At 64.5% G+C, this 24,980-nt stretch carries 22 protein-coding genes, 1 other RNA gene and 1 pseudogene; 14 read left to right on the forward strand and 10 right to left on the reverse strand.

The features are described from left to right. Positions 1 to 75: 75 nt before the first annotated feature. The 7 genes from BLV07_RS06585 to tkt all read right to left on the reverse strand — a co-directional run bounded on the left by BLV07_RS06585 (position 76) and on the right by tkt (position 8,784). Positions 76 to 1,158 carry an SEL1-like repeat protein gene (locus tag BLV07_RS06585; protein ID WP_091881429.1) on the reverse strand — a complete coding sequence of 361 codons (1,083 nt, stop codon included), beginning with the start codon at positions 1,156 to 1,158 and terminating at the stop codon, positions 76 to 78. Between the two features lie 8 nt (positions 1,159 to 1,166). Next, positions 1,167 to 1,841 (reverse strand): thiamine phosphate synthase, encoded by a 675-nt coding sequence (locus BLV07_RS06590; protein ID WP_091881434.1) that lies wholly within the window; start codon positions 1,839 to 1,841, stop codon positions 1,167 to 1,169. Between the two features lie 3 nt (positions 1,842 to 1,844). Beyond that, a complete protein-coding gene (locus BLV07_RS06595) occupies positions 1,845 to 2,870 on the reverse strand; it encodes a class I fructose-bisphosphate aldolase (protein WP_091881438.1) in 1,026 nt (341 codons plus the stop codon). Between the two features lie 281 nt (positions 2,871 to 3,151). Next, positions 3,152 to 4,219, reverse strand: a complete 1,068-nt coding sequence (gene fba, locus BLV07_RS06600) for a class II fructose-bisphosphate aldolase (RefSeq protein WP_091881442.1) — start codon at positions 4,217 to 4,219, stop codon at positions 3,152 to 3,154. A gap of 56 nt (positions 4,220 to 4,275) precedes the next feature. Continuing rightward, positions 4,276 to 5,469, reverse strand: coding sequence for a phosphoglycerate kinase (locus BLV07_RS06605; RefSeq protein ID WP_091881447.1), 1,194 nt, complete (start codon positions 5,467 to 5,469; stop codon positions 4,276 to 4,278). 143 nt (positions 5,470 to 5,612) lie between these two features. Continuing rightward, on the reverse strand, positions 5,613 to 6,620 hold the full coding sequence (gap, locus tag BLV07_RS06610) for a type I glyceraldehyde-3-phosphate dehydrogenase (RefSeq protein ID WP_091881451.1): 1,008 nt from the start codon (positions 6,618 to 6,620) through the stop codon (positions 5,613 to 5,615). A 148-nt stretch (positions 6,621 to 6,768) separates the two neighbouring features. After that, positions 6,769 to 8,784: a transketolase gene (gene tkt, locus BLV07_RS06615; RefSeq protein ID WP_091881456.1), complete on the reverse strand. Its 2,016-nt coding sequence runs from the start codon at positions 8,782 to 8,784 to the stop codon at positions 6,769 to 6,771. A gap of 299 nt (positions 8,785 to 9,083) precedes the next feature. Here tkt and BLV07_RS06620 point away from each other — a divergent pair, with 299 nt between their 5' ends. The 7 genes from BLV07_RS06620 to BLV07_RS06650 all read left to right on the forward strand — a co-directional run bounded on the left by BLV07_RS06620 (position 9,084) and on the right by BLV07_RS06650 (position 14,330). Further along, the gene (locus BLV07_RS06620) at positions 9,084 to 9,404 is read left to right on the forward strand and encodes a DUF4164 domain-containing protein (protein WP_176945378.1); all 321 of its coding nucleotides are present in this window, start codon (positions 9,084 to 9,086) and stop codon (positions 9,402 to 9,404) included. Further along, a complete protein-coding gene (locus BLV07_RS06625) occupies positions 9,401 to 9,784 on the forward strand; it encodes a cell division protein ZapA (protein ID WP_091881461.1) in 384 nt (127 codons plus the stop codon). The genes BLV07_RS06620 and BLV07_RS06625 overlap by 4 nt, the downstream gene beginning before the upstream one ends. Positions 9,785 to 10,050: 266 nt before the next feature. Beyond that, positions 10,051 to 10,211, forward strand: a non-coding RNA gene (gene ssrS / locus BLV07_RS06630) — 6S RNA. Positions 10,212 to 10,377: 166 nt separating this feature from the next. Then, entirely contained in the window at positions 10,378 to 10,974 is a 597-nt protein-coding gene (locus tag BLV07_RS06635) for a 5-formyltetrahydrofolate cyclo-ligase (protein ID WP_091881466.1), read from the forward strand. Further along, on the forward strand, positions 10,952 to 11,776 hold the full coding sequence (locus BLV07_RS06640; protein WP_176945379.1) for a TIGR00282 family metallophosphoesterase: 825 nt from the start codon (positions 10,952 to 10,954) through the stop codon (positions 11,774 to 11,776). The genes BLV07_RS06635 and BLV07_RS06640 overlap by 23 nt, the downstream gene beginning before the upstream one ends. A gap of 366 nt (positions 11,777 to 12,142) precedes the next feature. Continuing rightward, entirely contained in the window at positions 12,143 to 13,744 is a 1,602-nt protein-coding gene (locus tag BLV07_RS06645; protein WP_091881470.1) for a tetratricopeptide repeat protein, read from the forward strand. Positions 13,745 to 13,766: 22 nt separating this feature from the next. Then, the gene (locus BLV07_RS06650) at positions 13,767 to 14,330 is read left to right on the forward strand and encodes a hypothetical protein (RefSeq protein ID WP_091881474.1); all 564 of its coding nucleotides are present in this window, start codon (positions 13,767 to 13,769) and stop codon (positions 14,328 to 14,330) included. 262 nt (positions 14,331 to 14,592) lie between these two features. On the opposite strand, the gene BLV07_RS06655 is transcribed toward BLV07_RS06650, so the two are convergent. Next, the gene (locus BLV07_RS06655) at positions 14,593 to 16,017 is read right to left on the reverse strand and encodes a methyl-accepting chemotaxis protein (protein ID WP_091881478.1); all 1,425 of its coding nucleotides are present in this window, start codon (positions 16,015 to 16,017) and stop codon (positions 14,593 to 14,595) included. Between the two features lie 187 nt (positions 16,018 to 16,204). After that, positions 16,205 to 17,947 carry a methyl-accepting chemotaxis protein gene (locus BLV07_RS06660; RefSeq protein ID WP_176945380.1) on the reverse strand — a complete coding sequence of 581 codons (1,743 nt, stop codon included), beginning with the start codon at positions 17,945 to 17,947 and terminating at the stop codon, positions 16,205 to 16,207. A gap of 223 nt (positions 17,948 to 18,170) precedes the next feature. Here BLV07_RS06660 and BLV07_RS06665 point away from each other — a divergent pair, with 223 nt between their 5' ends. The 7 genes and pseudogenes from BLV07_RS06665 to BLV07_RS48630 form a co-directional block, all read left to right on the forward strand. Next, positions 18,171 to 18,917, forward strand: a complete 747-nt coding sequence (locus BLV07_RS06665; protein WP_091881484.1) for a YebC/PmpR family DNA-binding transcriptional regulator — start codon at positions 18,171 to 18,173, stop codon at positions 18,915 to 18,917. A 237-nt stretch (positions 18,918 to 19,154) separates the two neighbouring features. Further along, a complete protein-coding gene (gene ruvC, locus BLV07_RS06670; protein ID WP_091881488.1) occupies positions 19,155 to 19,682 on the forward strand; it encodes a crossover junction endodeoxyribonuclease RuvC in 528 nt (175 codons plus the stop codon). Beyond that, positions 19,679 to 20,296 (forward strand): Holliday junction branch migration protein RuvA, encoded by a 618-nt coding sequence (gene ruvA, locus BLV07_RS06675; RefSeq protein ID WP_091881493.1) that lies wholly within the window; start codon positions 19,679 to 19,681, stop codon positions 20,294 to 20,296. The genes ruvC and ruvA overlap by 4 nt, the downstream gene beginning before the upstream one ends. 155 nt (positions 20,297 to 20,451) lie before the next feature. After that, the gene (gene ruvB, locus BLV07_RS06680; protein WP_176945396.1) at positions 20,452 to 21,486 is read left to right on the forward strand and encodes a Holliday junction branch migration DNA helicase RuvB; all 1,035 of its coding nucleotides are present in this window, start codon (positions 20,452 to 20,454) and stop codon (positions 21,484 to 21,486) included. Between the two features lie 34 nt (positions 21,487 to 21,520). Further along, on the forward strand, positions 21,521 to 21,874 hold the full coding sequence (locus tag BLV07_RS50065; RefSeq protein ID WP_349524446.1) for a DUF6869 domain-containing protein: 354 nt from the start codon (positions 21,521 to 21,523) through the stop codon (positions 21,872 to 21,874). A 105-nt stretch (positions 21,875 to 21,979) separates the two neighbouring features. Next, a complete protein-coding gene (locus tag BLV07_RS06690; RefSeq protein ID WP_091881501.1) occupies positions 21,980 to 22,903 on the forward strand; it encodes a metallophosphoesterase in 924 nt (307 codons plus the stop codon). A 69-nt stretch (positions 22,904 to 22,972) separates the two neighbouring features. Continuing rightward, a pseudogene (locus BLV07_RS48630) lies at positions 22,973 to 23,062 on the forward strand (acyl-CoA thioester hydrolase); the annotation flags it as partial. Here the strand turns inward: BLV07_RS48630 and BLV07_RS06700 are convergent. Then, positions 23,035 to 24,738, reverse strand: coding sequence for a recombinase family protein (locus BLV07_RS06700; protein ID WP_091881506.1), 1,704 nt, complete (start codon positions 24,736 to 24,738; stop codon positions 23,035 to 23,037). The pseudogene BLV07_RS48630 and the gene BLV07_RS06700 sit on opposite strands and share 28 nt — an antisense overlap. Positions 24,739 to 24,980 lie beyond the last annotated feature (242 nt).

A 24,980-nucleotide genomic window follows, 5' to 3' on the forward strand; every position in this document is an offset into this window, starting at 1 on the left:
TCTTGATCGGGGGAAATGGCGCGAAATCGCGCCCGTTTGAGGGATGGGGTGCCCTGCGAGGGCGCCAAGGTCAAGTCATTTGGTCCCGAGCCATTTCTTTGCGGCGGCTTCCGCCTTGGCCCGGTCCTCGGCCGGCAGATCGGACAATTGCTTGTCGAGCTCCGGGTCGCCCTTGCCGGCGGTCTTGGCCACCAGGTGCCATTTGAAGCCCTCGACCTTGTCCACGGCCGTGCCCATGCCGTTGATCAGCACCCAGGCCAGCCGGTTCTGCGCGATCGCGCTGCCCTGGCGCGATGCCTTGCGTAGCAACGCGACAGCCGCCGGCTGGTTCTTCGGCGTCCCGGTGCCGTTGAACAGCGCGATGGCGTATTCGACCTCGGCATCGACATTGTCGGCCAGCGTGGCGGCCTGGAGCAGCCGCACCGATCGCTCGGGATCCTTTGGCACACCGGTGCCCTCCTTGTAGAAGGTCGCGAGCGCGTATTGCGCCTCGGGCAGGCCGGCATCGGCGGCCTGGCGCAACAGCTCGGCGGACCGCTTGACGTCCTGCGGCAGGGTCTGGCCGTCCAGGTAAAGCAGAGCGAGGTTATAGGCCGCCTTGGGCTCGCCCAGCTTGGCGGCAGAAGCCATCAGCTTCACCGCTTCGCCCTTGTCGACCGGGCCGCCGCGGCCGGACATGCGCAGCATGGCGAGCGCGAACATCGCCTCGCGGTCGCCGGCATCCGCGGCGCGCTTGTACCATTCCTGCGCTTTGGCGTAGTCGCGGCGAATGCCCATGGCATTGGAATAGAGCTCGCCGAGCATGGTCATCGCCTTGGGATCGCCTCCTTGCGCGCGGGCGGCGGCGAGCTCGAACGCCGTCTTGTACTGCCCGCGCTGATAGGCGCCGAACACCAGATCGACGTTGGGATCGTCAGTCGCCGGCGCTGGGATCACGGTCGCGGCCGGGGCCGGCTTGGAGGAGGGGGCCGGCTTGGGCGAAGCCGAAGGCTTCGGCGCCGGTGCGGCCTCCTTCTTGTTGGTGAGCGCGTGCGGCTTGGGTTTCTGTTTTTCGGCGGGCGGGCTCGGCGTTGTGGCCGGCGGGGTGATCTGGAGCTGCGCGGCCGCGGGCGCCGTCAGCAGCAGTGTGGCCAAAATGGTGATGCGCGGGAGCTTCATGTCGGGCGCTAGCCGTGCTCCTGGCCAGCCGGCGCCGTCGCATGGGCCTTCTTGATTGCAGCATCGGCCTCGACCAGCGCGGCCTTGGGTCCGCGCGGATCGGCCCAGATGAACTCGCCGGCCAGCACGAAATCGGCGCCGCTGGCGGCGAAGTCGTAGGCCTCCTCCAGCGAGGTGGCAAAGCCGACGCAGGGCGGCTCGAACAGCTCGGCCCACCAGTCCAGCCGCTCCGCGATCGCCTGAGACGACGGCCGCTGGCCGTTGGCGTCGGGCTCGCCGAACAGCACGTAGTCGGCGCCCATCTCGCCCGCGCTCATGGAATCGTGGCGCGTGGCGAGCCCGCCGACGCCGGCAATGCGATCCGGCTTGAGCGAGGGCACCGCCTCTTCCAGCGCGGCGAGGCCCGTGAGATGCGCACCATCGGCGCCGCCGCGCGCCACCAGTTCGGCATGGCCGTCGATCAGCAGCGCGGCGCCCGCCTTCTGCACCGGCGGCGCGAAGGCCTTGATACGCGAGATCATCGTGCGCTGGTCGGTCTCCTTCAGCCGCAGCAGCACGGCCGCGACATCGGCGGAGGCGAGCAGGCCCGGCAGCTCGGCGACGAGCGATGCTGGATCATCGACAACCGGCGTCGCGAGATAGAGACGCGGCGCCGGGCGCGGCGGAGGCGGTTTGTTCGACAAGATCTAGGCTGCTTTCTTTTCCAGGCTGCTTTGCCATTCGCCCTTGGACGCGAGGCCATTCATCCGCGCGCGGTGGCTGAAGGCACGCTGCCCGGCCGCGACATTCTCGGCCTTGCCGGACCAGGCCTTCTGCGGCGCGGCTTGCAGCGCGCGGCCGTAGGAGAAGGTCAGGCCCCAGGGCAGCGGGCCCAGCTTGTGCATGGCGTTGAGATGCGCGGTCGCCTCCTCGTCGGACTGGCCGCCGGAGAGGAAGGCGATGCCCGGCACCGCCGCCGGCACGCAGGCCTTCAGCAGCCGGATCGTCTTCTCCGCGACTTCCTCGACGGAAGCCTGCTTCGCGCACTTCTTGCCTGAGATCGCCATGTTCGGCTTCAGCACCATGCCTTCGAGCGCGACGCGCTGCTCGCGCAATTCCTGGAACGTCTTGTTGAGCACGCGTTGTGTCACTTCATAGCAGCGCTCGATGTCGTGATCGCCATCCATCAGCACCTCGGGCTCGACGATCGGCACGATCTGTGCCGCCTGACACAGCGCCGCATAGCGCGCCAGCGCGTGGGCGTTGACGCTGATCGCGGTCATCGAGGGAATGCCGCTGCCGATGTCGATCACCGCACGCCATTTGGCGAAGCGCGCGCCGCGCTCGTAATATTTCTTCAGGCGCTCGGCGAGCTTGTCGAGGCCGACGGTCACAAGCTCGCCCGGGCACATCGGCAGGGCTTGCGTGCCTTCGTCGACCTTGATGCCGGGGATGGCGCCGGTCTCCTCGATCAGCCTGATCAGCGGCGTGCCGTCCTTGGCATCCTGCCAGATCGTCTCGTCATAGAGGATCACCCCGGAGATATACTGGCTCATGGCCTCCTTGGAGCGGAACAGCATCTCGCGATAGTCGCGGCGGTTCGCTTCGGTCGATTCGACGCCGATCGCGTCGAAGCGCTTCTTGATGGTGCCGGAGGATTCGTCGGCGGCGAGGATGCCCTTGCCGGGGGCGACCATGGCAGTCGCGATCCTGTTGAGCTCAGTCAGATTCATCGAGAGGTCCTCCCAAAACGATTCTGCCCTTGCCCGTGAAAATAGACCGTTCTCGGGCAATTGCCGAGTTAACGTTCGTCGCAGGGTAAAGGGGGGAGGCGGTTGGGTCCACACCTCTCCCATAGGGAGAGGTCGGAGCGAAGCGCCGGGTGAGGGGTTTCGCCCTATCGAGGGACCTGAGCCCTCACCCGATTTGCTTGCGCAAATCGACCTCTCCCCAATGGGGAGAGGTGATCCGAGTTCGCGGAGGCAGGGGAAGATAGATCATGCCACCGCGATCGCTATGCGACGCGGGGGTCGAGCTCGCCCTTGGCGTAGCGCTTGGCCATGTCGGCGGTGGTCAGGACCTTCTTGATCTTCGAGGCCTGGCCGGCGGTATTGAACTCCTGGAGGCGCTGCTTGCACAGCTTGGTCATCGCCTCCATCGCCGGCTTCAAATACTTGCGCGGATCGAACTCTTCCGGATTGTCCTTGAGCACTTTCCGGATCTGGCCGGTCATCGCCATGCGGTTGTCGGTGTCGATGTTGATCTTGCGCACGCCGTTCTTGATGCCGCGCTGGATCTCGGCGACCGGCACGCCCCAGGTCGGCTTCATCTTACCGCCATAGGCGTTGATGATGTCCTGGAGGTCCTGCGGCACCGAGGACGAACCATGCATCACGAGATGCGTGTTCGGCAGCTTGCGGTGGATCTCCTCGATCACGTTCATGGCGAGGATGTCGCCGTCGGGCTTGCGGGTGAACTTGTAGGCACCGTGCGAGGTGCCCATCGCGATCGCGAGCGCGTCGACCCTGGTCTCCTGCACGAACTTCACGGCCTCGTCCGGATTGGTCAGCAGCTGGTCGTGGCTGAGCTTGCCTTCGGCGCCGTGGCCGTCTTCCTTGTCGCCCATGCCGGTCTCGAGCGAGCCGAGCACGCCGAGTTCGCCTTCCACCGAGATGCCGCCGAGATGGGCCATGTCGGTCACGGTCTTGGTGACGCCGACATTGTAGCCCCAGTCGCCGGGGGTCTTGCCGTCGGCCTTGAGCGAGCCGTCCATCATCACCGAGGTGAAGCCGGATTGGATCGCGGTCATGCAGGTCGCCGGCTCGTTGCCGTGGTCGAGATGCACGCAGACCGGAATATGCGGATAGATCTCGGTCACCGCATCCATCATGTGCTTGAGCATGACGTCATTGGCGTAGGAGCGCGCACCGCGCGAGGCCTGGATGATGACGGGCGCGTCGACCTGGTTGGCCGCGTCCATGATCGCCAGCGCCTGCTCCATGTTGTTGATATTGAAGGCCGGTACGCCGTAATCGTTCTCCGCCGCGTGGTCGAGCAATTGACGTAACGTGATCCGAGCCATCTGTCTTTTTCTCCCGTTTGGGCCTGCAAGGCCGCTCAATGTTTGCCGACTTAAGCTTAACTGACGCGCAGCACCTCGACGCCGGGCAAGGGCTTGCCTTCCATCCATTCAAGGAACGCGCCACCGGCGGTCGAGACATAGGTGAAACTGCCGGCGACGCCGGCCTGGTTGAGCGCGGCGACAGTGTCGCCGCCACCGGCGATCGAGATCAGCTTCTTGTCCTTGGTGCGCTCGGCGGCGTGCCTGGCGGCCGCGACCGTGCCGCGATCGAACGGCTGCATCTCGAAGGCGCCGAGCGGTCCGTTCCAGACCAGCGTCGCGGCGTCGTCGATCGCGGCGTGGACGCGGGCGACCGATTGCGGGCCGACGTCGAGGATCATGCCGTCGGCGGGGATCGCGTCGAGCCCATAGGCATGCGACGGCGCGTTGGCGGCGAAATGGTAGGCGACGGTGGCGTCGACGGGGAGGATAATCGCGCAGTTGGCGGCGCTCGCCTTCTCCATGATGCGCAGCGCGGTGGCGGCGAGATCCTTCTCGGCCAGCGACTTGCCGACCGCGACGCCCTGGGCGTGCAGGAACGTGTTGGCCATGCCGCCGCCGATCACTAGCGCGTCGACCTTGTTCACGAGGTTCTCGAGCAGATCGATCTTGGTCGAGACCTTGGCGCCGCCGATGATCGCGATGACCGGTTTGGTCGGCGAGCCCAGCGCCTTCTCCAGCGCGTCGAGCTCGGCCTGCATGGTGCGGCCGGCATAGGCCGGCAGCTTGTGGCCGAGGCCCTCGGTCGAAGCGTGGGCGCGGTGCGCGGCCGAGAAAGCGTCGTTGACCCAGATGTCGCCGAGCTTTGCCAGCTCCGCGACGAAGGCCGGATCGTTCTTTTCCTCTTCTTTGTGGAAGCGGGTGTTTTCCAGGCAGAGGATGTCGCCATCCTTCAAGCCGGCGACGGCCGTGGCCGCAGGCTCGCCGATGCAATCGTCGGCGAAGGCAACCGGCTTCTTCACGACCTTGGACAGCGCTTCGGCGACGGGCTTGAGCGATTCCTTGGCGTCGCGGCCCTTCGGCCGGCCGAAATGCGCGAGCAGGATGACCTTGCCGCCCTTGTCGGAGATCTCGCTGATGGTCGGTGCGACGCGCTCGAGCCGCGTTGCGTCACTGACGCGGCCATTCTCCATGGGTACGTTGAGGTCGACACGCAGCAATACGCGTTTGCCCTTCACGTCGACGTCGTCGAGGGTGCGGAATTTCGTCATCGGACACTCTCTCTTGTCCCGGGCGCATTGCGGCACGAAGTGCCGCTGTGCTGAACCGGGACCTACGCGGGGGAGACATGGGTCCCGGCTCTGCGGAGCAGCGCAAGCGCGCTGCTCCGCGTCCGGGACACGAGAGTAAACGCTTAGATCACCTTCGCGATCGCGACGGCGGTGTCCGCCATGCGGTTCGAGAAGCCCCACTCGTTGTCGTACCAGGACATCACGCGCACCAGCGTGCCGTTCTGCACCTTGGTCTGGTCCTCGTGGAAGGTCGAGGAGTGCGGATCGTGGTTGAAGTCGATCGAGACGTTCGGCGCGCTGGTGTAGCCGAGGATGCCCTTGAGCTGCTGCTCGGAGGCGCGCTTCATCGCCGCGTTGACCTCCTTGGCGTCGGTGGCGCGCTTGGCGACGATCTTGAGGTCGACGACCGAGACGTTCGGCGTCGGCACGCGGATCGCGACGCCGTCGAGCTTGCCTTTCAGCTCGGGCAGCACGAGGCCGATCGCCTTGGCGGCGCCGGTCGAGGTCGGGATCATCGACATCGCGGCCGCACGGCCGCGGTAGAGATCCTTGTGCAGCGTGTCCAGCGTCGGCTGGTCGCCGGTATAGGCGTGGATCGTGGTCATGAAGCCGGTCTCGATGCCGACGAGATCGTTCAGCACCTTGGCGACCGGCGCGAGGCAGTTGGTGGTGCAGGAGCCGTTGGAGACGACCAGATGGTCCTTGGTCAGCGTCTCGTGGTTGACGCCGTAGACGATGGTGGCATCGGCGCCGTCGGCGGGCGCGGAGACCAGCACGCGCTTGGCGCCGGCGGTCAGATGCGCGGAGGCCTTGTCCTTCGAGGTGAAGATGCCGGTGCATTCCAGCGCGACATCGACGCCGAGATCCTTCCAAGGCAGCTTCGAAGGATCGCGCTCGGCGGTCACCTTGATCTTGCCGTTGCCGAGGCTGATCGAGTCACCATCGACGGTGACGGTGCCGGGGAAACGGCCATGGACGCTATCGAAACGGAGCAGATGGGCGTTGGTCTCGACCGGGCCGAGATCGTTGATGCCGACGACCACGATGTCCTTGCGGCCTGACTCGGCGATAGCCCGCAGCACGTTGCGGCCGATGCGACCAAAACCGTTAATTCCGACGCGGACTGCCATGTTTCGTCTCCTTCAATGACCGTTGTCATCCCGCACAACGCGCTTTGCGCGCCTGTGAGGGTTTTTTAGGGGCGGGCGCCCGGTTCGGCCGGGCGGTGCGTGATCATATGAGAGATTACGTAGTCCTTTTTTGCGGCAAGCTCAACTCTCAGGACACGCGCTTCAGCACAGCGTTAACCGTGGCCTCGGTAGTAATGCCGAAATGCTTGTAAAGCTCCTTGGCAGGACCGCTTTCGCCGAAGGAATGCATGCCGATGAATTCGCCGTCCTGGCCGATCACGGCATCCCAGCCCCAGCGCACGGCGGCCTCGATCGCAATCTTCACCGGTGCGTTACCGATGATTGCGGCGCGTTTCGCCTCTGGTTGCGCTAACAACAGCTCGAGCGAAGGAACAGAAACCACCCGTGACGCGATGCCGCGCTCGGCGAGCTGCTTCTGGGCGGCGACCGCGATCTCGACCTCGGAGCCGGAGGCGAACAGCGTCACCTTGGCTTCGCCCTCGGCTGCGACCAGCTCATAGGCACCGGCTGCGCAGGGATTGTCGTTCGGTGCGGTGGTGCGGAGCTGCGGCAGGTTCTGGCGCGTCAGTGCGAGCACGGTCGGGCCGTCGACGCGGTTGAGCGCGAGCTCCCAGCACTCGGCGACCTCGATGGCATCGCAGGGACGGAACACGCGCATGTTGGGAATGGCGCGAAGTGCGGCGAGATGCTCGACCGGCTGATGGGTCGGCCCGTCTTCGCCGAGACCGATGGAATCGTGCGTCATCACATAGACGACGCCGGAGCCCATCAGCGCGGCAAGGCGCATCGCGGGCCGGGCGTAGTCGGTGAACACCAGGAAGGTCGCGCCGTTCGGCGCGAAGCCGCCGTGCAGGAAGATGCCATTCATCGCGGCGGCCATGCCGTGCTCGCGGATGCCGTAATGGATGAAGCGGCCCTTGGGCGTCTTGGCCGAGAAGGCGGTCGCCGACTTCGCCTTGTTGTTGTTGGAGCCGGTGAGATCGGCGGAGCCGGCCAGGAATTCCATCGGCATCGCGGCTGCAATCGCCTCGATCGCCGCTTCCGACGATTTGCGGGTCGCGGCCGTCAGCGGCTTCTCCAGCAGCTCCTTCTTGTGCGCCCGCAGCGCCTTCGCCAGCGAGGCCGGACGCTCATGGCGCAGGCGGCGCTCGAACTCGGCACGCTTGCGGCTGCCGAGCTCACCAAGCCGTCCTTCCCATTCCAGCCGCGCCACAGCGCCGCGGCTGCCGGCTGCGCGCCACGCCTTCAGCACGTCGTCAGGCACGGAGAACGGCTCGAGCGAGATGCCGAGGTTTTCCTTGGCGGCCTTGAGCTCGTCGGCGCCGAGCGCCTCGCCGTGCACCTTCGACGTGCCGGCCTTATGCGGCGCGCCGAAACCGATGGTGGTGCGGCAGGCGATCAGCGTCGGCTTGTTCGATTTCTTGGCGCGCGTGATCGCATCGGCGATCGCGGCCTGGTCCTGGCCGTCGATCTTCTCGGCGGCCCAGCCTGCGGACTTGAAGCGCTTCACCTGGTCGACGGAATCGGCGAGCGAGGTCGGACCGTCGATCGAGATGCCGTTGTCGTCGTAGAGCACGATCAGCTTGTTGAGCTTCCAGTGTCCGGCCATCGCGATCGCTTCCTGCGACACGCCCTCCATCAGGTCGCCGTCGGAGGCGAGCACATAGGTGTGGTGGTCGACGATCTTCTTGCCGAACTCGGCGGCGAGCATCTTCTCGGCCAGTGCCATGCCGACCGCGGTGGAGATGCCCTGGCCGAGCGGACCGGTGGTGGTCTCGATGCCCTTGGTGCGGAAATTCTCGGGGTGGCCCGGGGTCAGCGAATCGACCTGGCGGAACTGCTTGATCTGGTCCAGCGTCATCTCGGAATTGCCGGTCAGGTACAGCAGCGAATACAGCATCATCGAGCCGTGACCGGCCGAGAGCACGAAACGATCGCGGTCGGGCCAGCCGGGCTCAGCGGCATCGAATTTCAGGAACTGCGTGAACAGCACCGTGGCGATGTCGGCCGCACCCATCGGCAGGCCCGGATGGCCCGATTTGGCCTTCTCGACGGCGTCCATCGAGAGTCCGCGGATCGCGTTGGCCATACGGGTGTGATCGACCTGCGTATTCGCCATACGGGTGGCATCGAACTGCATCATGATGAAAATCCGTCTGAAATGAGGTGCTTGATGGCCGTGCACGCCGCGCGGGGTCGAGCCTAGCGGCCACGGGAGCTGGGGCTGGATAGCATCTCGGTTTCGGGAGTCCAAGGCAATCAAACGCCGGTTTGGCCGCAAAAATTGCTTATCGGTGCATAGTTTCGCGGCGACGTTGCGCTGGGCTAGCTTGCCACGTAAATTTCTGCTTCTAACCGCTTGCCGAACCGAGTCTTTTGCCGGACGGCGAGCCCCAGGAATAAGGCCACTGGGGAAAGGCCATAGGTTCCGCCGCTGACTGCATGAACGATCGCGTGTCCAACAGCTCTGCCATGACGGAGTCATCCGCCGTCGAGATCGAGATCGCGACCCGCAGGCTCACGGCTGCGCTCGACGCGCTCGAAAGCGCGGTGGAGCGGCGGCGCGATGCCGATCGCGACGAGAACGAGCTCGCGGCGCGGCTTCAGGCGCTCGGCGCCGACCGCTCGCGCCTTGCCGACGAACTCGACGGTGCACTGGTGAAGGCGCGCAAGCTCGAGCGCACCAATCGCGAGATCTCCGACCGGCTGGATTCCGCAATCGTCACGATACGTTCGGTGCTCGATACCGGAGAGGACGGATGAGCCACATCAACGTCACCATCAACGGCCGGCAATACCGCATGGCCTGCGAGGAGGGCCAGGAGGTGCGGCTGCTGAAGCTCGCCGAAAGCCTGGAGACGCGCATCCAGTCGCTGCGCGGAAAATTCGGCGAGATCGGCGATGCACGCCTCACCGTGATGGCGGCGCTGACCGTGTGCGACGAGCTGGTCGACATCGGCAACCGCGTCCGTACCCTGGAGCAGGAGTTGACCGAGCTCAGGGATTTCCGCAACGCCGCCGTCGAGCGCGCCCGGATGACGCAGACCGCGGTGGTAAATGCGCTGAACGCCGCCGCCGAACGCATCGAGAAGTCGACCCAGATTCTGAACCGGACCGTCGGCAACGGCATCGCGATCGGGTAGGGGCTGCCAAAGACTCGATCGATGTGCTCGATAGTGCCGCGGACTCAACCTCTCCCGCTTGCGGGAGAGGTCGGCGCGAAAGCGCCGGGTGAGGGCTCTCTCCTCTAGGGGATTGTCCCGTTGCGGAAACACCCTCTCCCCAGCCCTCCCCCGCAGGCGGGGGAGGGAGCGCACCTCCGCCGTGACTCGCAGGGCGCCTCATTACGCCGAAGCTCGGCATTCTCGCCGGGCTGGCGATTCGTCAGTATCGTTGTTAGATTGCGCGAGCGAGGCTGCGACGTGCGTCAGGAGCCATATATCCCCGGGGCCTTATCGATCCTTTAGGGAACTGTCCCTGGCCGGGCCCGTGGGCCCGGACATATGGTGCCCACCTACTTTCGTAGGGAACTCCGGGATCGAGTGCTTCAACGGCGTACGCGGCTTCGCACTGTTTGCTTCTGTGTCTGTCGAAACTACTGCGGCCAGTTCAGTAGGTGTCATGCCCCGGCTTGACCGGGGCATCCAGTACGCCGCGGCCCTTGTGCGAATTACCACCGCCTCTGGAATACTGGATCACCCGCATTCGCGGGTGATGACGTGGGGGACCAAAGCGCATGTCCAACTCCAAAGCCGAACTCCGTGCTAAAGCGCTGGCGGCGCGCGACGCGCTGAGCGAGAAGAAGCGCACCACCGCCGCTGCAAAGCTCGCCAAGCGCGGGCTGCCGTTCAAGCTCCTGCCAGGCAGCATCGTCTCCGGCTATTCGCCGATCCGCAGCGAGATCGATCCGCTGCCACTGATGAGAAAGCTCGCCGAGGAAGGCGCAAAGCTGGCGCTGCCTTGCGTCACCGCGCGCGGCCAGTCGTTGATCTTCCGTCTCTTTCAACCGAACGATCGCCTGATGCTCGGCCCGCTCGGCATTCCCGAGCCGTCGCCGGCAGCAAGCGAAGTCATCCCCGACATCATGCTGACGCCACTCGCCGCCTTCGACCGTCTTGGCCACCGCATCGGCTATGGTGCCGGGCATTACGATTTCACCTTCGCGCATTTGCGCAAAACCAAGCATATCGTCGGGATCGGGCTTGCCTTTGCAGCGCAGGAGATCGAGGCGGTTCCGGCACTATCGCACGACGTCGCGCTGGATTATGTGCTAACGGAATCGGACGTGTTCGATTTCCGGAGTTCTGAAGTTGCGCATTCTCTTCGTGGGTGACGTCGTCGGCCGTGCCGGACGCACCGCCATCGCCGACCATCTGCCCGGCATGATCAAGGACTGGTCGCTCGATTTCGTCGTCGTCAACGGCGAGAATGCCGCCGGCGGCTTCGGCATCACGGAAGCGATCTATCAGGAGTTTCTCGACGCCGGCGCCGATGCGGTGACGCTCGGCAATCACTCCTGGGACCAACGTGAAGCCTTGGTGTTCATCGAGCGCGCCGAGCGCCTGGTGCGGCCGGCGAACTATCCGCGCGGCACACCGGGCCGCGGCGCCGCGCTGATCGAGACCAAGAACGGCAAGCATGCGCTCGTCGTCAATGCTTTGGGGCGCGTCTTCATGACCCCGTTCGACGATCCCTTCGCGGCGCTCGAGCGCGAACTCGGCGCCTGTCCGCTCGGCGTCGCGGCCGATGCCATCGTCGTCGACTTCCATTGCGAGGCGTCCAGCGAGAAGCAGGGCATCGGCTTCTTCTGCGACGGCCGCGCCAGCCTCGTCGTCGGCACACACACCCACGTGCCCACCGCCGACCACCAGATCCTGTCAGGCGGCACCGCCTACATGACCGATGCCGGCATGACCGGCGATTACGATTCCATCATCGGCATGCAGAAGGAAGAGCCGCTGCGCCGGTTCACCTCGGGGATTCCCTCAGGGCGTTTCGAGCCAGCCGTGGGGACGGCGACGCTGAGCGCCGTCGCCGTGGAGACGGATGACACGACCGGCCTCGCATTGCGGATCGCGCCGGTGCGCGTCGGCGGCAGGCTCGAGCCGACCACGCCGAAGTTCTGGTTGAGTTAGGGCGCGTACTCATAAGCTTGCGCTACAACTTCGTATGAGGTCTGCGTGCCTCCGCAGTGACCAGGCCTCAGCGCGTGGATCGTCGAGGAGCGTCTGCCAATATTCCGGCGGCAGATCGGCGTCCGTGAAATTGAAATGGCGGCTACACTTCGCTCTCCGCCTTACGATTTCGCTCACGCGCGGATGGAGCCTGACAGGCGTGCTTCCCTAATGCAAATTTGTCCGCTCCTATTGACTCGCCTCGCGAATGGGCAAATCCTTCCAACAACGCAATTGCCATCGCCAATTTCAGCACTACGAACTTCGGCGCCTCGGACTTTATCGGCGCTATCCGACTCAATTTTCTGAATAGAAACGGAGGGGCCGATGCGCGCGCTCGCCTTGAGAACCGTCTCTCTTCTTACCCTCACTATCCTGGGCTCGATCTCTGCCACGCCTGCCGCACGCGCGGAGGACGGGACCGACGAGCAGTTTGGCAAGGTTCACTTCCAGACCTCCTGCAACGAATTGGCGCAGCGCCGCTTTGACCGCGGGATGCGCTATCAGCACTCGTTCTGGTACCGGCCCGCGAAAGAGATTTTCGAAGAGACGTTGCAGGCCGATCCGGATTGCGCGATCGCCTATTGGGGCATTGCCCTGAGCCTGCTGTATAATCCGCATTTTCCCGCGCCGAAGGAAAACCTCACCGGGGGCCTCGCCGCGCTGCAGAAGGCCAAAGCACTCGACGCCAAGAGCGAACGCGAACGCGACTATATCGATGCGCTGCTGGCCTTCTATTCGGGCGACGAAAAGACGACGTTTGGCCAACGCGCGCAGGCCTATCTCAAGGCAACCGAAGCCGTGGCCGCGCGCTATCCCGATGATGACGAGGCGCAGATCGCCTACGCCATTACGCTGAATGTCACGGCGTCACCAAACGACAAGACCTATGCTAACCAGCTCAAGGGCGCTGCCATCCTGGAGCCGATCTTCAAGCGGCAGCCGCGCCACCCCGGCGTCGCGCATTACCTGATCCACCTCTACGACTATCCGGCGATCGCCGAGCAAGGTCTCGACGCTGCCAAGCGCTATTCCGAGATCGCGCCGGCGGCGCCGCACGCTTTGCATATGCCGTCGCACATCTTCACGCGCGTCGGCTACTGGAACGAATCCATCGAGGCCAATAGCCGTTCCGCCAAGGCTGCCAAGGAGGGCAAGGACCCCAGCGAGCAACTGCATGCCGACGACTATATGGTCTACGCCCTGCTCCAGCTTGCGCAGGACAGCCGAGCTCGCGACGTCATCGCGGACATGGTTGCGACCACGGGTTATGCGCCGGCCGTCCGCGCCGGTCCCTACGCGATAGCGGCCAGCCAGGCGCGCTATATGGTCGAGCGCGGCGATTGGAAGGGCGCCGCCGCGCTGAAGGTTGAGCCGAGCCGGTTTGCCTATGTCGATGCGATCACCTATTTCGCCCGCGCCCTTGGCGCCGCGCGCTCCGGCAATGCAGACGCAGCAACGGCTGATATCACCAAGCTGGCGGAGCTGCGGGACAAGCTGCAGCAGGACAAGGATGCGTATTGGGCCGAGATCGTCGACATTCAGCGGCAGGTCGCCACAGCCTGGCAGCTCAATGCCCAGGGAAAACAGGCGGACGCGTTGGAAGCGATGCGCCTTGCCGCCGACGCCGAAGACAAGACCGAAAAATCCATCGTGACGCCGGGACCGCTTGCTCCGGCACGCGAGCTTTACGGCACCATGCTGCTCGAACGCGGCATGGCGACGGAGGCATTGGCCGCGTTCGAAAGCACCATGCGCAAGGAGCCGAACCGCTTTGGCGCGACGATCGGCGCCGCTCACGCCGCCGAGAAAGCGGGTGACGCCGTGAAGGCACGTCAGTACTACGCGAAAGTCGTCGACATGGCGCGCAATGGCGACTCCTCGCGGGAGGACCTCGCGGCCGCACGAAAGTTCATGGCTCAGAACTAGCAAAAGTGCCGTGGCAGCTTCCATGCGCCTGACAAGCAAATTCGTTGCGATCGGCGCAGCCACCGCACTGCTCTGCGCAGTCGCTGCGGTCTGGACATTGCGATCCGGCGAACCGGTACGCGCTACAGCGGCACTCGGCGAGGTCCGCCCTGTGTGGTCAGAAGCCGACTGGCCTTTCGGCGCAGATCCCTGGGGGAAAGGAAAGGCATTCCGCTGCAAAGCCGAGGATTGCGGCGGCGAGGTCCAGCTCTACGTTCGCGCCAAGCTCGGGTTTTGCAATTGCGCCACCGGCGTCGCCGACGATGACGACCTCGATAAAATGGGCGACCTGGCGCTGATTGGCAAGGCAACGCCGATCGGTGCCGGTCGAGAGATCATCGTCGGTCCGATGCGCGGCCGCAGCCGGCCCTATCGCGTCGAGGGAAATCGCAACGCGCTCTCACTCGCCTTCAATCAGCGCTGCGACATGGTGGCCGCCACGGCTTTGGTTGGATCGGGCGCGCCCGCGTCACTGGAACCGGCGGTGCTGGCGTTCCTCAATAGCGACCGCATGTTGAAATGGGCCGAGATCGCGCTTGGCTTGTGAGGGCTCTCCGCGCGAGATGAATGGGGTCGCAGCCGGCTACGCGGCCTTCTCCCACGAGGCAGCAAGAGGCGCAAATGCGCGATTTCGGAATAATCGCATTATGCCCCTGTTTTGCCCGACGCGTCAACCGCGTCGCCACTTCTTCGGGCCTGTTCGCGTAAGCCTTTGATTTCGCCGGTCCCGGCTACTGTGCATGGGGTTGTTTTTCAGCCTTTGATTTGAGGGCACCGGAGCGCCGTCGCGCAGGGCGCCTCGCGGGCCGTCAGCTCTGGCGAAAACCCATCCGGAAGGCGCCCCAGTGCTTGCCGCGAACCATGATCGGCGAGGACAGATCCTTCATCAGCACGAACTGCCCGCCGCCCATGTCGCGGCGGTAGGTCTGGAGCAGGAACGGCTTGGTGTTGGCCGCGACCTTCTTCACCGCGCGATCGGTGAACAGGCGGCGATTGCGGCAATTGGCGTTATTCCAGACCGGGTCCTTGCCCTGCGGCAGACGGTAGTTCGGATTATGGGTCGGCAGATAGCCGCCCTTGGCCCAGGCGACGCAGAACACGATGCGGGGATCGGATTTCTGAATCGGGTCCTGGATCGCGGGCAGCACGCGATCGGTGAACGCGACGTATTTGGTGAGGTATTGTTTCGGATCGGTGCCGGGAATTTCGCGGTACGTCTCGTCCATGAGCTGGTCGAGCGTGATATCGCCGCGATCGATCGCGGCTTCGAACTCGGCGGAGATTCGCTTGGCGGTCTCGATGACGACGCGGATCAGCGGCGCGTCCGACGTCTCCACCCCGCTGTCGGCGATCAGCGCGATCAGGCCTTCGGAAGTGTCGAGCAGCTTTGCAACCCGCTCGTCGGCGTTCTTGAGATCGCGCGAGGACAGATCGACGCCCTTGGCGAGCTCGTTGAGCTCGCTGATGACGGTGTCGCAATGTCCGAGATTGGAGGTCGCCGCGCGTGTGACGCTGTCGATCTCCGCTTCCACGGAGGCAAAACCCTGCTGGACGCGTGAGATGATGCCGGAGATCTGCTGGGCGCCTTCGCCGGCGGTCTTGGCGCGCTGCGAGGCGTCGCTGCTCTCGCCGATCAGGCCCTCGATCTGGCCGTCGAGGTCGCGCACGGTGTCGGAGATCTGATGCGTGGCCTGACGGGTGGCTTCCGCGAGGTTCTTCACTTCGCTGGCGACCACGGCGAAGCCGCGGCCGGCATTGCCGGCGCGCGCCGCTTCGATCGTGGCGTTCAGCGCGAGCAGATTGGTCTGTTTCGCGATCGCCTCGATCGAGCCGGACACCTTCGCGACCTGTGCCAGCGCCGAGCCGACCGCGCTCAAGCGTGCTTCGATACGCTCCACCGCGGCGACGAGCTCGGAAATGTGGCTGACAGCGGTGTCGACCGCGCTGCGCGACTGCACGATCTCGCCGACCGCCGCGGACGTCGTCGTCTGCACCGCCTGCGATGCATTGGCGATGTCGTGATTGGCCGAGACCATCGTCTCGGCCGTCTTCTGGAGGTGGTGGAACCGTTCCGACTGGTTCGCGACGCGGTTTGCAACTTCCTGGACGTTGCCGGCGATGTCGGCGAGCTCCACGCCGAGGCCGCCAATGCGATCGGCGAGCTGGTCGATCAGCCGTTCGGCCAGCGTCCGGTTGGAGCCGGTGTCCATGACTGCAACTTGTGCGACGGACATGTTCGATGAATCCTCCAGTCAGAGCCGTTCGCCGGCTCGCGGCGGCATTCCCATTCCAATGATCACTTTAAGGGATGATTCGCCGCCGCCGTCTTGCCTGAGCGTGCACGAGGGCCAATTCGCCTTAATTCTTTGGTTGGAGCATGGTCTTGTAGAAAGACGGCTGCACAACTTTTCCGATCATGCCCTAGAGCTTGTAAGCAGTGCGGAATCCACCCCAGTGCCGGCCCTGCACGCGGATCGGGACGTCGATCTCCCGCATCATCACCGTGTTCCCGTTGCCCATGTCGCGCGCATAGCTCTGGACCAGGTACGAGCGCAGGTTGCGCGCCGCGGCCAATCCGGCCGGATCGTTGAATATCCGCCGGTTGCGGCTGTTGGCCGTGTTCCAGGCGACATCGCCCGGCCGCTGCGGATGCGAATAGATCTTGTTGTGTACCGGCAGGAAGCCGTTGCGGTCGACCATGGCGCAGAACGCCATGCGCGGCTCCTTCGCCAGAAAGGCTTCCTGGAACGGCGGCAGTGCGCGGTCGGCCCAGTCCAGATATTTTGTGCGATATTGCTGCGGATTGGTCCCGGCAATTTCCACATAATCGGTGTCGAAGAGCTCGTCGATGCTGACCTCGCCGCGCGCGACCGCCTGCTCGAATATCCTGGTCAGCGTGTTGCCGGCTTCCATGGCGCGGGTGACGAACTCCGTGTTCTCCTCATGGATCGACCACAGCCTGTCTTCGATCTTCTCGCGGAGCTCGGTATTGGGATTGACGAATTGCGCGCGGGCGCCGGCCTTGGATTGCTCGACCACGCGCAGGCGGCAGGCGCCGACGTGTTCGAGGATGCCTTCGATCAGCGCTTGCGGCGCAAGCCGGCCTGCTGCGTCTGCGCCGCCGATCAGCACGCCCTCCATCGCGATTTCATAGACCGGCATCACGCCGCGCGCGGTTTCGAACTTGAGATGGCAGGGCAAGCGCTCGGTCTTGCGGTGGTCGTCGTGCTCGCTCTGGCGGAGCAGCACGGCGCAGCGCGATTTCAGCTTCTGCGCGAAGGTGGTCACGGCGCGGCCGGCGCTGGCGACATTCTCGCCATGGGTCTCGGCCGCCTTGGTCGCGGCATCGATCTCGGCCGCGCTCTCGCCGACCGAGACGATGAATTCCGACGCGCTTGTCGCATTGCCGGAGACTTCGCTGGTGGTGGCGTTCTGCTCGGCGACCGCGCCGTTGACGGTCGCGAACACCGGGCGGATCGCCTCGATCGCCTGCGAGATGCGATGCACCGCATCCGCGGAGCCGGCGGCGTCGCGCTGGAGCGCGTCGATCTTCCGGGTGATCTCTTCGGTCGCGCTCTGAGTCTGCACCGCGAGGGCCTTGACCTCGGTGGCGACGACCGCGAAGCCTTTTCCCGCAGCGCCGGCACGGGCGGCTTCGATGGTCGAGTTGAGCGCGAGCAGCGTCGTCTGCCGCGCGATCTGCGCGATCAGATTGACGACATTGCCGATGGCGGCGGACGATTCGCGCAAGCGGTCGACGTTGGCGCGGGCTTCCTGCGCCGCGGCGCTGGCCTCGTCGGCGAGCTTGCCAGCTTCGCGGACCTGCGCCCCGATTCCCAGCGCGGACTGCGTGAACTTGTCGGCGGCATGGGCGAAGGTGGAGGCGGTCGATTGCGCCGCGTTGGTGCGGCCGGTCAGGGCGTCGGTGCGGTCGCGAATGGCGGCAAGGGTTGCGGCGGTCGCCTCGGCGCCGCCGGCCACCGAATTGGCGGCGCGCTCGAGCTGGCGGATCATGGCGCCCAGCTCGAGTTCCAGCAATTCCAGGATCTCCCTGGCGGAATCGCCGTCCGTGGCGGGGACGGGCTCGAAATTGGCCACCGGCTGCGGAGCTGCCGCGGGCGCAGCCATCTCCGGCAGACGCTTCCGAAATAGTCCGAACGCCATCACGTCTCTCTTGTCGGGGAACGGGCGGACGCTATTTTCGCAGGCCGAAATGAAATCAGGGTTAACAATGCCCGACCTCTAGGCACGGACCATTACGGTGGCTACCTCTACAGTGCTACCTTAAAGTACCAGAGCCCTTTGATTCCGGTGGGTTGGCGGCCTATAAGGCCGCGCTTCCCACCCCATCGGCGAACGATTCCAAAGACCATTCAAGAGACCACGCATGGCCGGACATTCCCAATTCAAGAACATCATGCACCGCAAGGGGCGGCAGGATGCCCAGAAGTCGAAGCTGTTCGGCAAGCTGGCGCGGGAAATCACCGTCGCGGCCAAGCTCGGCACCCCTGACCCCGCCATGAACCCGCGCCTGCGCGCCGCCGTGATCGCCGCGCGCCAGGAGAACATGCCGAAGGACAATATCGAGCGCGCCATCAAGAAGGCGCTCGGCAGCGACGGCGAGAACTATGACGAAATCCGCTACGAGGGCTACGGCCCCGGTGGCGTCGCCGTCATCGTCGAGGCGCTGACCGACAACCGCAACCGCGCCGCTTCCGACATCCGCTCCTTCTTCACCAAGTCCGGCGGCAATCTCGGCGAAACCGGCTCGGTCTCGTTCATGTTCGACCGCACCGGCATCATCGAATACGACCGCAGCGTCGCCTCCGACGACGCCGTGCTGGACGCCGCGATCGAGGCCGGCGCCGACGACGTGATCTCGAGCGAGAGCGGCCACGAGATCTACGCCTCGACCGAAGGCTACCGCGACGTCGCCAAGGCGCTGGAAGCCAAGTTCGGCGAGCCGCGCAAGGCAGCGCTGATCTGGAAGCCGCAGAACACGGTCGCGGTCGACGATGAGACCGGCGAGAAGCTCTTGAAGCTGATGGACCTGCTGAACGAGCACGACGACGTCCAGAACGTCTACGCCAATTTCGAGGTGTCGGACGCGCTTATGGCGAAGATGGGTGGGTAGGGGCCGTTCGTCTGCCCCGTGCTCCGCTGTCGTCGCCCGGCTTGACCGGGCGACCCAGTATTCCAGAGACGTTCGAAGGATACGGAGAAGCTGCGGCGTACTGGATACCCCGCTTTCGCGGGGTATGACGACGGAATGCAGGGCGGGCACCTTCCGACCATCACCACACCCCACTTCCCCTGTTACTTCCGTTCTGTTTCTGTTTCCCTCAGTCCGGCCAGCCGCTATCACTGGCCCATGACTGCGCTTCCGATTCGTGGCCCCGTTCGCATCATCGGCATCGACCCCGGCCTGCGCCGCACCGGCTGGGGCGTGATCGAGGCTGAGGGCAATCGCTTGATCTACGTCGCCTGCGGTTCGGTGGAACCGCCGGACGATTTGCCGCTGTCGAGCCGTCTGCTCGCGATTCATGAGGGGCTCGCTTCCGTTCTGTCCGATCACAAGCCGATGGAGGCCGCGGTCGAGCAGACTTTTGTGAATAAGGACGGCGTCGCGACGCTGAAGCTCGGCCAGGCCCGCGGCGTTGCCATGCTGGCGCCCGCGATGTTCGGCATCAGTGTCGCCGAATATGCGCCGAACCAGGTCAAGAAGACGGTGGTCGGCGCCGGTCACGCCGACAAGCAACAGATCGCGATGATGCTCAAGATTTTGCTGCCCAAAGCCGAGCCGCCGTCGGCAGACGCCGCCGACGCACTCGCCATCGCCATCACCCACGCCCATCACCGCCAGAGCACCGCGCTCAGGCTGAAGGTGGTGGGGATATGATTGGCAAGCTCAAGGGCCTGATCGATTCCTACGGCGAGGATTTCGTCATCCTCGACGTCGGCGGCGTTGGCTATCAGGTGCACTGCTCGTCGCGCACCTTGCAGCATCTGCCGTCGCCGGGCGAAGCGGCCGTGCTGTCGATCGAGACCTATGTCCGCGAGGATCAGATCAAACTATTCGGCTTCCGCACCGATCAGGAGCGCGAATGGTTCCGGTTGTTGCAGACCGTGCAGGGCGTCGGCGCCAAGGTCGCGCTCGCGGTGCTCGGCACCTTGTCGCCGGCCGATCTCGCCAATGCCATTGCGCTACGCGACAAGGCGGCGGTGTCGCGGACGCCCGGCGTCGGCCCCAAGGTCGCCGAGCGCATCGTCACCGAATTGAAGGACAAGGCGCCTGCCTTCGCCAATGTCGATCCGGCCGTCGTGCATCTCGCCGGCGCCGTCGACGACCAGCGCGCGCCGCGCCCCGTGGCGGATGCGATCTCGGCGCTCGTCAATCTCGGCTACGGCCAGCCGCAGGCAGCTGCGGCGATTGCGTCCGCGTCGCGCAGTGCCGGTGAAGGCGCTGAGACGGCGCAGCTCATTCGCCTCGGCCTGAAGGAATTGGCGAAGTGAGCGCGTCAATGGTTAGTCTCGTAGGGTGGGCAAAGCGCAGCGTGCCCACCACCTTTGGAGCGATTGGAAACATGGTGGGCACGGCGCGAAGGGCGCCTTTGCCCACCCTACGATCTGATGGAGTTCGCTGAGTGAGCGACCCCAAGGCCAACCGCATGCTCTCGCCCGAGCGCCGCAGCGACGATGTCGGCGACACCGCGCTGCGCCCACAATCGCTGTCCGACTTCGTCGGCCAGCAGCAGGCGCGCAAGAATCTCTCGATTTTCATCGAAGCCGCCCGCAAGCGCGGCGAGGCGCTGGATCATGTGCTGTTCGTCGGCCCGCCCGGCCTCGGCAAGACCACGCTGGCGCAGATCGTGGCCAAGGAGCTCGGCGTCGGCTTTCGCGCCACGTCAGGTCCCGTGATCGCCAAGGCCGGCGATCTCGCTGCGCTGCTCACCAATCTCGAAGAGCGCGACGTGCTCTTCATCGACGAAATCCATCGCCTCAGCCCGGCGGTGGAAGAGGTGCTCTATCCCGCGATGGAGGACTTTCAGCTCGACCTCATCATCGGCGAGGGGCCGGCCGCGCGCTCGGTCAAGATCGAGCTGTCGAAATTCACCCTCGTCGGCGCTACCACGCGCGCCGGCCTTCTCACCAATCCCTTGCGCGACCGCTTCGGTATTCCGGTCCGGCTCAATTTCTATACGATCGAGGAGTTGGAGAGCATCGTCAGCCGCGGCGCGCGCGTGCTCAATGTCGGCATGAGCGCGGACGGCGCCAACGAGATCGCGCGCCGCGCCCGCGGCACGCCGCGTATCGCGGGCCGACTGCTCCGCCGCGTGCGCGATTTTGCTTCGGCCGCTGATGCCGACAAGATCGACCGCAAGATCGCCGACCATGCACTTAGCGCGCTCGAAGTCGACGCCGCGGGCTTGGATGCCATGGACCGCCGCTATCTCACGACCATCGCGCTCAACTATGGCGGCGGGCCGGTCGGCGTCGAGACCATGGCCGCTGCCTTGTCCGAGCCGCGCGATGCGATCGAGGACATCATCGAGCCCTATCTGATCCAGTGCGGCTATCTCCAGCGCACCCCGCGCGGCCGTCTGCTTACCTCGCACGCGTTCCGCCATCTCGGTCTTGCCGAACCCTCGCGCGATGCGGCCCAGTTCGGCTTGTTCGGCACCGACCAGGCCGAGGACGACTGACTGCCTGAGACGGTGAACCCACCGGTTCAATCCCATCACTAATCCGAACGCGCGGCGAACGGCATCGCCGCTCACGCACACGGCTTGGAGTGGGAAGCAATGGGGCCGACGAACGACACCGGATTGCTCGAGGTCATCGCGGCCGCGCCGCGATCGGGTCGACCTCATCCTGAAGATCTTGAAGATCGAAGCCAATCCGGTGCTGCTATCCCTGCTCGCCGCGGGTCCCCTCGAAGACGTGATCAGCGCGGGGACGATCGACCGCATCGAGCGTGAGGCGCGTGTCAATGAACGTTTTCGCGATCTGCTCGGCGGCGTCTGGTACTACCGCGCGCCCGATGACGTGAGGACGCGGCTGGATGCGCTGATTGGCGAGAGCCGCTGGTAATTTCTGTGCAGGCGTCTGCACCAGGATGCAGACGGTCTGCACGAACGCACCCCAATTCCGCTTCAATCGGGTCGCATCGAGAAGCAGCATCACCATCGAGCGTCCATGATCACTCGCCGCCATCTCATCCGTTCCATTGGCGCCCTGTCCGCCCTCGGCGCCTCGACTGCGGCCTATGGTGTCGGCGTCGAGCCGATGCTGCGGCTCCGCGTTACCCGCTACCATCCGATGCCGCGGCAGTGGCCGGCGGATCTTCCGCTGAAGATCGCTGTCATCGCCGACATCCATGCCTGCGATCCCTGGATGCCGCTGGACAGGATCGAGGCCGTCGTCGACCGCACCAACGCGCTGAAGGCTGATATCATCGTGCTGCTCGGCGACTATGTCGCCGGCCTGCACCAGGTCACGCGTATCATCCCGTCGAGCGAATGGGCCAGAGTGCTGGCCGGCCTCAAGGCGCCGCTCGGCGTTCACGCCGTCATGGGCAACCACGATTATTGGGACGACAAGACCGTGCAGCGGGCCGGACTTGGCCCGACCATCGCGCATCGCGCACTGGAAGCAGCCGGCATCCCCGTCTACGAGAACGACGTCGTGCGCCTGACGAAGGACGGCCGACCGTTCTGGCTCGCCGGTCTCGGCGATCAGCTCGCGTTCCTGCCGGCGCGACGCTTCCGCAGCATGGTGCACTTCGGGGCCGACGATCTCAACGCGACGCTCGCCAAGGTCACGGACGACGCGCCAATCATCCTGCTCGCGCATGAACCTAACATCGCGCCGCGTGTGCCCGCGCGCGTCGCGCTGCAACTGTCCGGTCACACCCATGGCGGCCAGGTCCGCCTGCTCGGCTGGTCGCCGGCGGTTCCACCGCAGCATGGCATCCGGCTCGCCTATGGCCATGTCAGGCTGAAATGCGACGTCATCATCTCCGGCGGCCTCGGCTGCAGCATCATGCCGCTCCGCGTCGGCGTGCCGCCCGAGATCGTCGAGGTGACGCTGGGTAGGACGGGGCGGCCGGTTGTATCCTAGCTCAGCTTGCGCGGCCGGCGGAATTTGCGCAAAACGGGCCGGTTGCAGACAAGCGAAGAGGCTCGCGACGTGACAGCTCATCTCGACGGCGAGATCCGCGACGGCCGCCACCACATGCAGGTCCGTGTCTATTACGAGGACACGGATTTCTCTGACTTGCCATTATCGTAGTAGGCAAACGAACTGCTTTCTTCCGCCGTGCGGCGGCCTTCTGGGAAAAGCTTCTTGCCGTAAAGGGCAACGCTGTTGAGGTAGGGCGTATATTCGTAGGGCATTCGCTTGCGAACCGGATGAACCACGATGCAGTCAATCAAGTTGCGGAAGGCGACACGAGTTTCGATCGCCTTAGGATTGGTTTTGAGCGCTGTGACAAGCCTTCTAACCTCCAAACGGTATCGGTCACCGAATTTCGGGTGGTCGAAGGGGATGACATTTTCGCCGCCACCGCCCAGCAGCCGCATGCGCTCTTCTACGCTTTCCCGTTCCAAGTCACACTCATCGATCCGCTTGAGCAACTCATCCGGCTTCCGACGGCTATTTGCGATGGCATATGACAGACGTTCGATCTCGGTAGTCAACACGCGGCGCCGACGATCTAGCTTGGCGTATCCGCTGCTCTTGTTCCGATCGTTTTTGCGCTCCTCCTTCCAAGCATGCATTGCCTCTTCAATGGCTCTTGGCGAAAGCAATTTCACTTCGATCTTGGCGGAGGCATCTTCGAGCAAAACGTCCATGTCAAAGCTGCGGGTATGCTCGCAGGTGCCCCGCTGATGCGCGTTCGCGCATGCAGCGCGAGGTGCGCCATTACGGGAGGATTGAGCGATTCGCATATGGCCATTGCAGACCCCGCACCGGAGCACCCCGGCAAGCGGGTGCTCGTTATTACGCGGGATCACGATGCGACGCCGCGGCTTGCCTGTCGGCCCGAACATGTGCACGGCGCGCACGCTACGAACCTTCTGCGCTCGATCCCAGAGCACTTGCGGCACGATCCGCAGCTCGGGCTTTTTGACTATGATGTGCCGTTCCTCCGGATTGCGGCGCTTCTGCTTCTTCTGCGTTTCCGGGTTGATAATCGTCGAGCGAACGTTCCAATGTATCTCGCCGATGTATAGATCGTTACCGATAATGCCGCGACCATGCCGACCGCCCGTGATGCACTGATGATTCCAGGTGGTGCGTCCCGCCTTGTTCTTGTGACGAATTGCCCCTGGTGAGGGCACGCCTTCGCGGGTGAGATCAGCGGCGATACTTCGAGTCGAGCGGCCAGCCGCATATTCGGTGAAGATGCGGAGCACAACCTTCGCTTCGTCCTCATCGATCGTCCGCTCGCCGGGCGCGCCTGGTTTCGGCCGATACCCATAGGCGTATGAGCCAGGAATTCTTCCGTTAGTAACAGCGTTGTCATGGCCGCGCCGAACCTTCTCGGCGAGCTGCGGCTTGTAAATCGTATTGTAGAGACTTGCGATGCTGATGTCCGTGGCTGTCGCATAGACGCCTTTCTGATCCATTAACTCAACGCCATTGAACTCGAAAACCTGCTTGAGACGCTGGATAGTTGCGGGATCGCGCGACAAGCGGTCAAAGTGCTCTACGACGACCACGTCAAAGTCATGTTTTCGCACACCGTTGAGCAAGCGCTGATAGCCGTCCCGTGCACCTTCGGTAAGGCCAGATTTTGCGGCATCCACAAACTCCCCGATAATATCGAGGTTGTTGCGCAATGCGACCTTCCGGCAGAGCAATAGCTGACCGTCAATCGAGGTCGCCTTTTGCATGTCGCTGGAATAGCGGGCGTATAGTACGGCCGTTTTCTTGGATGACCTTGTCGTCATGCCGGTCCTCTATCGGCTGCTGCCGAGCCGTCATTTTCATCCCGTGCGATCTGGCGTCCGATGGCGCGCGCCAGCTCAAACCAGATTTCCTCATTGTCGGGATTATCCCAGCTCTGAGGATGGGAGGGGTCAAGCGCTCGAATGATCGCCCGTTGTTCTCGGAGCGATCGGGTGCGGGTACGCATTTGCAAACTCGCCAGCAGAAGCTAACGTAAATTTCCGCGCTGCGCCACAGCCAAGCC

Source organism: Bradyrhizobium sp. Rc2d (genome assembly GCF_900099855.1).
Classification (GTDB): domain Bacteria; phylum Pseudomonadota; class Alphaproteobacteria; order Rhizobiales; family Xanthobacteraceae; genus Bradyrhizobium.

Excerpts from the sequence above, each read along its gene's own strand:
- BLV07_RS06585 (WP_091881429.1), bottom strand. The coding sequence starts at position 1,158 with ATGAAGCTCCCGCGCATCACCATTTTGGCCACACTGCTGCTGACGGCG.
- BLV07_RS06595 (WP_091881438.1), bottom strand. The coding sequence starts at position 2,870 with ATGAATCTGACTGAGCTCAACAGGATCGCGACTGCCATGGTCGCCCCC.
- fba (WP_091881442.1), bottom strand. The coding sequence starts at position 4,219 with ATGGCTCGGATCACGTTACGTCAATTGCTCGACCACGCGGCGGAGAAC.
- BLV07_RS06605 (WP_091881447.1), bottom strand. The coding sequence starts at position 5,469 with ATGACGAAATTCCGCACCCTCGACGACGTCGACGTGAAGGGCAAACGC.
- gap (WP_091881451.1), bottom strand. The coding sequence starts at position 6,620 with ATGGCAGTCCGCGTCGGAATTAACGGTTTTGGTCGCATCGGCCGCAAC.
- tkt (WP_091881456.1), bottom strand. The coding sequence starts at position 8,784 with ATGATGCAGTTCGATGCCACCCGTATGGCGAATACGCAGGTCGATCAC.
- BLV07_RS06620 (WP_176945378.1), top strand. The coding sequence starts at position 9,084 with ATGAACGATCGCGTGTCCAACAGCTCTGCCATGACGGAGTCATCCGCC.
- BLV07_RS06625 (WP_091881461.1), top strand. The coding sequence starts at position 9,401 with ATGAGCCACATCAACGTCACCATCAACGGCCGGCAATACCGCATGGCC.
- BLV07_RS06635 (WP_091881466.1), top strand. The coding sequence starts at position 10,378 with ATGTCCAACTCCAAAGCCGAACTCCGTGCTAAAGCGCTGGCGGCGCGC.
- BLV07_RS06645 (WP_091881470.1), top strand. The coding sequence starts at position 12,143 with ATGCGCGCGCTCGCCTTGAGAACCGTCTCTCTTCTTACCCTCACTATC.
- BLV07_RS06650 (WP_091881474.1), top strand. The coding sequence starts at position 13,767 with ATGCGCCTGACAAGCAAATTCGTTGCGATCGGCGCAGCCACCGCACTG.
- BLV07_RS06655 (WP_091881478.1), bottom strand. The coding sequence starts at position 16,017 with ATGTCCGTCGCACAAGTTGCAGTCATGGACACCGGCTCCAACCGGACG.
- BLV07_RS06660 (WP_176945380.1), bottom strand. The coding sequence starts at position 17,947 with ATGGCGTTCGGACTATTTCGGAAGCGTCTGCCGGAGATGGCTGCGCCC.
- BLV07_RS06665 (WP_091881484.1), top strand. The coding sequence starts at position 18,171 with ATGGCCGGACATTCCCAATTCAAGAACATCATGCACCGCAAGGGGCGG.
- ruvC (WP_091881488.1), top strand. The coding sequence starts at position 19,155 with ATGACTGCGCTTCCGATTCGTGGCCCCGTTCGCATCATCGGCATCGAC.
- ruvA (WP_091881493.1), top strand. The coding sequence starts at position 19,679 with ATGATTGGCAAGCTCAAGGGCCTGATCGATTCCTACGGCGAGGATTTC.
- ruvB (WP_176945396.1), top strand. The coding sequence starts at position 20,452 with ATGCTCTCGCCCGAGCGCCGCAGCGACGATGTCGGCGACACCGCGCTG.
- BLV07_RS06690 (WP_091881501.1), top strand. The coding sequence starts at position 21,980 with ATGATCACTCGCCGCCATCTCATCCGTTCCATTGGCGCCCTGTCCGCC.
- BLV07_RS06700 (WP_091881506.1), bottom strand. The coding sequence starts at position 24,738 with ATGACGACAAGGTCATCCAAGAAAACGGCCGTACTATACGCCCGCTAT.